The following is a 7,388-nucleotide window of genomic DNA, read 5'->3' on the forward strand; positions in this document are numbered from 1 at the left end:
GCCGGAAACAGGCCTTCCGGATCGGCGCCCGACAGCGTGAATTCGTCGGTGTGGCAGATGCCGGTCGCCTTGACCTCGACCAGCACTTCGCCGGCGCGCGGGCCGTCGAGCTGCACGGTCATGATTTCGAGTGGCTTGCCAGCCTGCACGGCAACGGCGGCGCGTACGTCCATGGTTGTTCTCTTTCTTTTTAAAGTTTCCGGCCGTTTCAGGCGGTAGGCCTATCGGGGCAGGTAGCGTGTAAGATGGGCTTCCAGGAGCCGGACGAGGGTGATCAGCACCAGATTGATCAGGAGATAGAGCACCCCGGCGATGGCGAATATTTCGAGGATTGCATAGGTCTGGCTCATCAGGCGTTTCGCGTGGCCGGTAATTTCCAGGACGGTGATGGTGGAGGCGAGGCTCGTTCCCTTGACGACAAGGACGAGTTCGTTGCCATAGGCCGGCAACGCCTGCCGGATGGCGAGCGGAAACGTGATCCGGCGAAAGCACAGGAGCCGCGACATGCCGCAGGCTTGGGCAGCTTCGACGAGCCCTCCGGGGATGGACATCAGGCCGCCGCGCAGGATTTCCGATGTATAGGCCGCCGTGTTGAGTGCCAACGCCATGACAGCGCAATGGGCGCCGTCGCCGACGATCCACCAGAGCACGGGATTGTCGCGCACGAAGGAAAGCTGGCCGAGGCCGTAGTAGAAGAGGAAGAGCTGAACCAGTAGCGGCGTGCCCCGGAAGACGGTGCTGTAGCCTTTGGCAAACCTGCTGAAAGCCTTGTTTTCCGAAAGGCGCATGACCGCGAGCGCCAGCCCGAGATTGAAGCCGATGGCGACCGAAGTCAATGTCAGGACGGCGGTCATCCAAAACCCTTTGGCCAGGGTCGGAACGGCGAGGAGAACGAGTTCGAAATTCATGGCCTATTTCCTCAGACGGGGGCGCAGAAGGCGTTCGATCCAGTCGAAACCACCCTGGCTGACCAGCGTGATCGCGAGGTAGACGACGGCGGCGATGAAATAGAAGATGAAGGGATGGCGGGTTGAACCCGCCCCGACGAAGGCGGCGCGCATTAACTCCTGCAAGCCGACCACCGAGACGAGGGCGGTGTCCTTGATCGTCGTTTGCCAGACATTGTTCATTCCCGGCACGGCGATCCGCAGCATTTGCGGTGCGATGATGCGGCGGAAGATGCGTCTTCCCGGAATGCCAAGCGCCCGCGCTGCCTCGATATGGCCTCCGGGGATGGCGGCGAGCGCGCCGCGGATGACCTCGGTGGAGTACGCGCCCGAAATGGCAGCGATCGCGACGACGGCAATGGCGAAGGCATAGCCGTTCCCGGCCAGCCCTTCGTAGCCGAACGCGGCGGCGATTTGGGCCACGACCTCCACGGAGGAAAAGAAGAGAAGGTAGATGATCAGAAGTTCCGGCACGCCGCGCACGATCGACGTGTAGAAATCCACCACCAGCGTCAAAGGGAAAAGCCGTGCCCACTTGATCAGGCCGCAGGCGACGCCGATGACGATGCCGAAGGCCATACTTGCTGTACCGAGGGCGATGGTGATCGCCGCCCCCCGCAGGATTGCGGAGATCCAGCCGCCTTCCCATACCTGCCAAAATCCAAGTTCCATCGAACCCGCCCAACCTTCGCATTGTCCTGTCGGATGAAGCCCCCGAGAAAGGATCGACCTGACGGCCTTTCTTCTTCCCCGGGGAGCGCCGTTGCTGTTACTGGCAGGGACGAGAGATGTCCGTCTTGAACCAGGTCTGGCTCGCCTTGCCGATCGAGCCGTCGGCGACCAACGCGCAGAGCGCCTTGTCGATACGGGCCTTCAGTTCGGTATTCTCCTGCGCGATACCGACGCCGATGCCTTCGCCGAGCGTCAACGATGTTTTCTAGGACCGTCATATGTGGCCACAGGTTGAAGTTCTGGAACACCATCCCGACGCGCGAGCGGATGCGCTCGACCTGCCGCCTGTCGGCAGGCGCTGCGTTGCCGTCCGGTGTTTTTTTCATACGGATTTCTTCGCCATCGATGACGATGCGCCCGTCGTTCGGCTGCTCAAGCAGATTGATGCAGCGCAGGAAGGTGCTCTTTCCCGAACCGGAGGAGCCAATCATCGATACAACCTCGCCGGGCTGCGCAGAGACGCTGACGCCGTTGAGTACGGGGAGGGGGCCGAAGCGCTTGTGGATGTCGTGCACCTCGATCGCCGGCCTTTCGTCAAGTTTTGGACCGCCAGCTTCCGGATGGGCTATGATGGCAACGGCTGCGGCGGCGGGAACGGATTTTTCGACACCCGCGCCGCCGACCGCTTTGAGCTCGGCAAATGCGCGGTCGAAGTGACGCAGCGAGGTCGCCAGGCAGGTGCGCTGCCAGTCCGCGTCTTCGGGAATGAAGGCGGCGCACAAGGTCTCCTTGATCCTGCGCCCGAGCGGCGTGTCGTTCTTGCCGAACAGATGAAGCCAATTGTCCGCCTGGACCGCATCCGAGACCGCGGCCCCGTCAAGGGTTCCGCATTCGACGACCAATGGCAGGACACGCGCGTTGGGTAGTGCGTCTCGCACCGCGGCCGAGACATAGCCGGTGGCCGTTGCGGCAATGCCGGTATCTGTCGTCGCATTCCCGCCGGTGACAATGACCGAGAGTGCGGGGCCGAAGATGCGCCGCCCCCATTCCAAACCGGCGTGCTCGCTCTCGGCGACGGAGAGGAGTGCAGGATAACCATAGGGGCCTGCGCCCGTGTGCAGGTCGAAGACGACGACCTCGGCGGCCTTTTGCGCGAAGGTCGACAGGATCTCAACGAGGGTTCGGTTGGACCAGACGGGACCATCGCCGCCGTAGAACAGGCCGTCTGGAAAGTCGTACTGGCCGGCTTCCACGACGGGGGCGATGCCGACATAGCCACCGAGCCGCCGTTTGGCGGCTTCGTAGGCCTCAACAGCCGCGTCGCGCTCCGGGCCGTCCCAGGCGCGACAGACGAGGGCCCCGTGCAACGCTGCATACCCTTCGTTCTTCGGTGGCCCCTTCTGCCAGTCGATGAAATTGCGGTTGAGGTCGACATTGTCTTCGTTTACCCGGCGCGTCCATGCTGTGCCCCAGGGGTTGATGAGGTGGATCGCCAGAACGGCGGTATCGTCGGGAAGCTTCCAGGGGGAGTTCTGCGAAAGCCAGTCGGTCTGGCAGGCCGAGCCGAAAGGGCCTTCGACGCCGTGCGTGCCGGAAATCAGCACCATGAGCTTTTCAGCATCGTTGCGCCCGAGATAGGCGACGTCCGTCGCCAGACGCTCCCCCTTCGGGCCGTGCAAGGGATGTAGGTATTCGACCAGGCTGGCTCCAGCGGTGCGCGCTGCGGTAAGAAATCGGGCGCGCAGGGCGGAAAAGTCACCGGCAAAAAGACCGGATGGCGCTGAAGGGGACATGCGAAGGGGCTCCCGGTTTGCATTATACAGACTTGCATTTCCGCTCATTGTTGGTTCCCTTGGGTCGTGGTCCGACTTTTGTTCTGTTTTGGCTTGAGGCACGCTGCAGGCGTCACCCCTCGGCGATGGCGCGAAGTGCGTCGAGAAAGCGGTCGTTTTCCGAAGGGGTGCCGATCGTCACGCGGATGAAAGTGTCATAGCCCCCCTCCTTCCATGGCTTGACGATGATCCCACGCGACAGGAAGTGATCCAGCGCTGTACGGCTTTGCAGGCCGACGTCGATGAATAGGAAATTCGTCTGCGACCTAGCCGCCGAAAGCCCCATCGCGGCGACGGCATCGGCCACGCGTGCCCGCTCGTCTTTCAATGCCGCAACCGAAGACCGCATCCACGCCTCGTCCTCCAGCGCAGCGACGGCGGCGACCTGTGCGGCGGCATTGACGTTGAACGGCGTCTTGGCGGCGGTCACGGCGCGCGCGAGCCGCACATCGGACATCACGGCGTAGCCGACGCGCAGGCCCGCAAGGCCGTAGGCCTTGGAAAAGGTTCGCAACACCACCCAGGAGAGGCCTGTCGTGGAGAGTGTGGCAAGACCATCGGGCATGTCTTCGTCGGTAAATTCGAAATAGGCCTCGTCCAGCACGAGAAGTGTCTGCGGTGCGACCGCTGCCAGAACGCGGTCGAGGCTCTTGCGGTCGAGCGCCAGGCCGACCGGATTGGAAGGGGAGGAGAGGAAGAAGATCGCCGGCGCTCGCTCAAGCATGGTGATGATAGCCGGTACATCGAACTCGAGGTCCGCCCCCATGGCGACCTTTTCGACCCGGGCACCGTTGGCGAGCGCCTCGATCTCGTGCAGTCCGAAGCCGGGACAGACCGTGGCCACGAGGGCGCCGGGACTGAGGACCGCGCGGCACACCGCGGCAATCATCTCTTCCGAGCCGTTGCCGGCCACGATGCTTTCGGCCGGAACGCCGAGCTTGTGGCTGAGCGCAGCGCGCAACGCCGTGCAGGCCGGGTCGGAATAGCGTGAGGGATCAAGGCTGGCGAGCGCCGCCGCGACATGAGGGGAGCAGCCATCCGGATTCTCATTGCTGGCGAGGGCCGCGATGTCCTGTCGGCCGCTGTGTTTTTGCGCAGCGGCGATGTTCATGCCAGCATTGTAGGGCGGCAGGCCGGCGACATGCGGATTGAGCGGGATTTCGGTATGAAGCGGCTTCGTCACGAATCCTCCTTCGGGATTGGGTATCCTGGTTCCGGCCGTGGCCTTTTGTTTCGAGCGGTCAAAGATCGAGCACGATCGAGGATTTCGGCCTTGTGCAGCACAGCAGCACCCGGTCGTCCGGTATCGCGTCGAGGGGCTCCTCGAAGTAGTCGACCTCTCCCGAGACGAGACCCTGTGCGCAGGTCCCGCAAACCCCCGCACGGCAAGAGAATTCGGGCTCAATGCCCTGCGCTTCCAGGAAGGCGAGGATGGATTCGCTCGTTCCGTCCCAGACCAGTTTGCGCCCCGACTTCTGGAGAACGACGTGGGGGCCGTTCCTCTCAATAGCCGGCTCGGCGGGGCTTGGCATGGAGGGGGACTTCGCCATCTGCCCGGCCTCCGACAACAGGCTCGCCGGCCCGAAAAATTCGTAGGCGATGCGGTCCTTCCGCACCCCAAGGTCGGCGAGAATGGAGTAAAGGGCCTGCATGAAGGGCGGGGGGCCGCACATGTAGATGTCATAGTCATCGAGCGGCAGGAGGTTTTGCAGTGTGGCACGCGTCAGGAAGCCCTTTGAGTGGCATCGGGCTGCATCGAGGTCACCGCTGCCGGCGAACCGGTAGCAGAAATGCACGGCGATGCCGGGCCGTAGCGCGGCGAGATACTCGACCTCCTCCCGCAGTGCATGGACGGCTGCGCTGTCGCAGGCGTGAATGAACCAGACGGGACGGTCGCTTTCGCGTGCCAGCACATCCAGCATCGAGACCGTCGGCGTCATCCCGACCCCGCCGGAAAGAAGTACGACCGGTCTGGAACTCGCGTTGTCGAGCTTGAATGCGCCGCGCGGCGGGCCGATCTCGATGACGGCGCCGGGCTCGATCTCGTCATGAAGCCAGCAAGAGCTTAGTCCCTCCGGCACATCCTGCGTGGTTGCCGCCTCGCGTTTCACGGTGATCCGGTACGTGCCCTCCTCGCGCGGAGAGGAGGAGACGGTGTAGTTGCGCAGGACATGTCCGCCCTTGCGATCGGGAACGCGCATCGTCAGGAACTGTCCCGCCTCGAACGGCCGCCAATGCTGAGGTTCAACAGGGACGAGACGGAAAGACGTAATGGTAGTGCTTTCGCGCACCTTCGAGACAACTTCGAAGGGGCGGAAGCGCGAGGCCGCGGCATTCAGCATCCGGATCGATCCTTATTCAGCAGCTGCTCTCGCCGTTTCGGCTTTTGCCTCTGCGGCAATCAGCTGAGCCAGCTTGCGCCGGAAACGCATCGGGCCGACGTCGATCTTCAAGTCGAGGTTCGGTGTCTGCAAATTGGCCATTCCGTGATGGACCGCTTCCAGAACGACGCGGTCCTCCTCAAAGGCGCCACGCACGGATTTGGCGAAACTCTCGGAAACCTTGGCGTCATCAGGCGCAAAATTGCGCATCTGGAACCAGTAATATTTGGTGCGGTTTTCATCGACCGGCGTCATGAAGTTGTAGCTGTCCATGAGGAAGGTGTTCTCCGGCAGCACGCGGCCTTCGCCGCCGGTGTGGGCGGGCGCGAAGATCGCCTTGATGATCGCATTGCTCGGGTAGCGCACCTCGTAGTGCTGCTTGCGGTCGGTGTTACCCTCGAATTGCAGGAAGGGCGCGTAGAACGGAGCCGGTTCGGAATCGATCATCCAGCGCCAGACGGTGACGCCATCATCCTGCACAGTCGTCTCAAGCGGCGTTTCCTCGCAGGCCGAGCTGGCAAAGGACGACTGATGAACCCAGGCGACATGGGACGGGTCGAGCAGGTTGTCTGTCATGTAGAGATAATTGCAGTTGAGCGTCATGGATTCGCCGCGATTGACGCCCCACATGGGATCACCGAAATACTCGACTTCGAAGATATCCTTCGGGTCCGCCTTGTCAGCATCACCCATCCAGATCCAGAGCAGGCCGTAGCGCTCGTGGACGGGGTAGGAACGCACCTTGGCAACATGCGGAATGCGCTCGGCACCCGGAACTCGCGTGCAGGTACCCGAACAGTCGAAGGTCAGCCCGTGATAGCCGCATTCAACATCGTCCCCCTTGATGCGGCCCATGGAGAGCGGCAGCTTTCGATGGGGACAGGCATCCTCCAGTGCGGCGGCCAGGCCGTTCTGTCTGCGGTAAAGGACGATGTTTTCACCGAGGATCGTGACGGGTTTCAGCTCGCGGGTGACCTCGTGGTCCCATGCCGCGACGTACCAGGTATTCTTGAGAAACATTTCGCTCTCCTTGCGTTTTGCTAAGCGAATGTTCCTTGTTTTTTTCATGCTAACAAGTTGCCAGCGCCTGCGTTCTTTTTTAGAAATTCTAAATTGGAATAACCCGACCGAGGAGTACCTCACGATGCCGACCCCTTCCTTGCGCGGCTTGCAAGCCTTTGAGGCAATTGGACGATGCGGCTCAGTTAGCGCCGCGGCGAAAGACCTCGGCGTGTCGCCGGGAGCCATCAGCCAGTTGGTACGCAACCTGGAGCAATGTCTCGGTCTGACGCTGCTGGAGCGGCGAGGACGGCGGGTCGAATTGTCGTCATGGGGACAGTTGTATTACCGAGAGCTCGCGAAGGGTTTTCAACAGCTTTCCCATGCTGCCAACGTTCTCACGCGAGCCAGGAACGACACTGGGATCGTCCTCAGCGCCTTGACGTCGGTCGCCAGCAGATGGGTCAGCCGCAAGATTTTTGACTGGCAGTCCCTCTGTCCGGAATCGAACGTGCGCATCGTTGGGCAAGAGGAAGAGCCTCGCATCGGTATAGAGC

Annotated in this window: 7 protein-coding genes and 1 pseudogene; 1 reads left to right on the plus strand and 7 read right to left on the minus strand. The window is 62.2% G+C overall.

Going from position 1 to position 7,388, the window contains the following annotated elements; translation table 11 throughout:
* The 7 genes and pseudogenes from AC1D17_RS26925 to AC1D17_RS26955 all read right to left on the minus strand — a co-directional run.
* Positions 1-173 (minus strand): annotated as a pseudogene (locus tag AC1D17_RS26925) (S-(hydroxymethyl)glutathione dehydrogenase); the annotation flags it as partial.
* A 48-nt stretch (positions 174-221) separates the two neighbouring features.
* Positions 222-908: an ABC transporter permease gene (locus AC1D17_RS26930; protein WP_477568313.1), complete on the minus strand. Its 687-nt coding sequence runs from the start codon at positions 906-908 to the stop codon at positions 222-224.
* 3 nt (positions 909-911) lie between these two features.
* Positions 912-1,526, minus strand: a complete 615-nt coding sequence (locus tag AC1D17_RS26935) for an ABC transporter permease (protein ID WP_477568314.1) — start codon at positions 1,524-1,526, stop codon at positions 912-914.
* A complete protein-coding gene (locus tag AC1D17_RS26940; protein ID WP_477568315.1) occupies positions 1,487-3,412 on the minus strand; it encodes a DUF2817 domain-containing protein in 1,926 nt (641 codons plus the stop codon). The genes AC1D17_RS26935 and AC1D17_RS26940 overlap by 40 nt, the downstream gene beginning before the upstream one ends.
* A gap of 112 nt (positions 3,413-3,524) precedes the next feature.
* Entirely contained in the window at positions 3,525-4,634 is a 1,110-nt protein-coding gene (gene hisC, locus AC1D17_RS26945; protein ID WP_477568316.1) for a histidinol-phosphate transaminase, read from the minus strand.
* Positions 4,635-4,692: 58 nt separating this feature from the next.
* Positions 4,693-5,793, minus strand: a complete 1,101-nt coding sequence (locus AC1D17_RS26950) for a 2Fe-2S iron-sulfur cluster-binding protein (RefSeq protein WP_477568317.1) — start codon at positions 5,791-5,793, stop codon at positions 4,693-4,695.
* A gap of 12 nt (positions 5,794-5,805) precedes the next feature.
* Positions 5,806-6,852, minus strand: a complete 1,047-nt coding sequence (locus tag AC1D17_RS26955; protein ID WP_477568318.1) for an aromatic ring-hydroxylating dioxygenase subunit alpha — start codon at positions 6,850-6,852, stop codon at positions 5,806-5,808.
* 124 nt (positions 6,853-6,976) lie between these two features.
* Between AC1D17_RS26955 and AC1D17_RS26960 the strand changes: the two genes are divergently transcribed.
* A partial coding sequence (locus tag AC1D17_RS26960) for a LysR family transcriptional regulator (RefSeq protein WP_477568319.1) occupies positions 6,977-7,388 on the plus strand: 412 nt, incomplete at its 3' end.

The organism is Pararhizobium sp. P1_E7 (genome assembly GCF_056405855.1).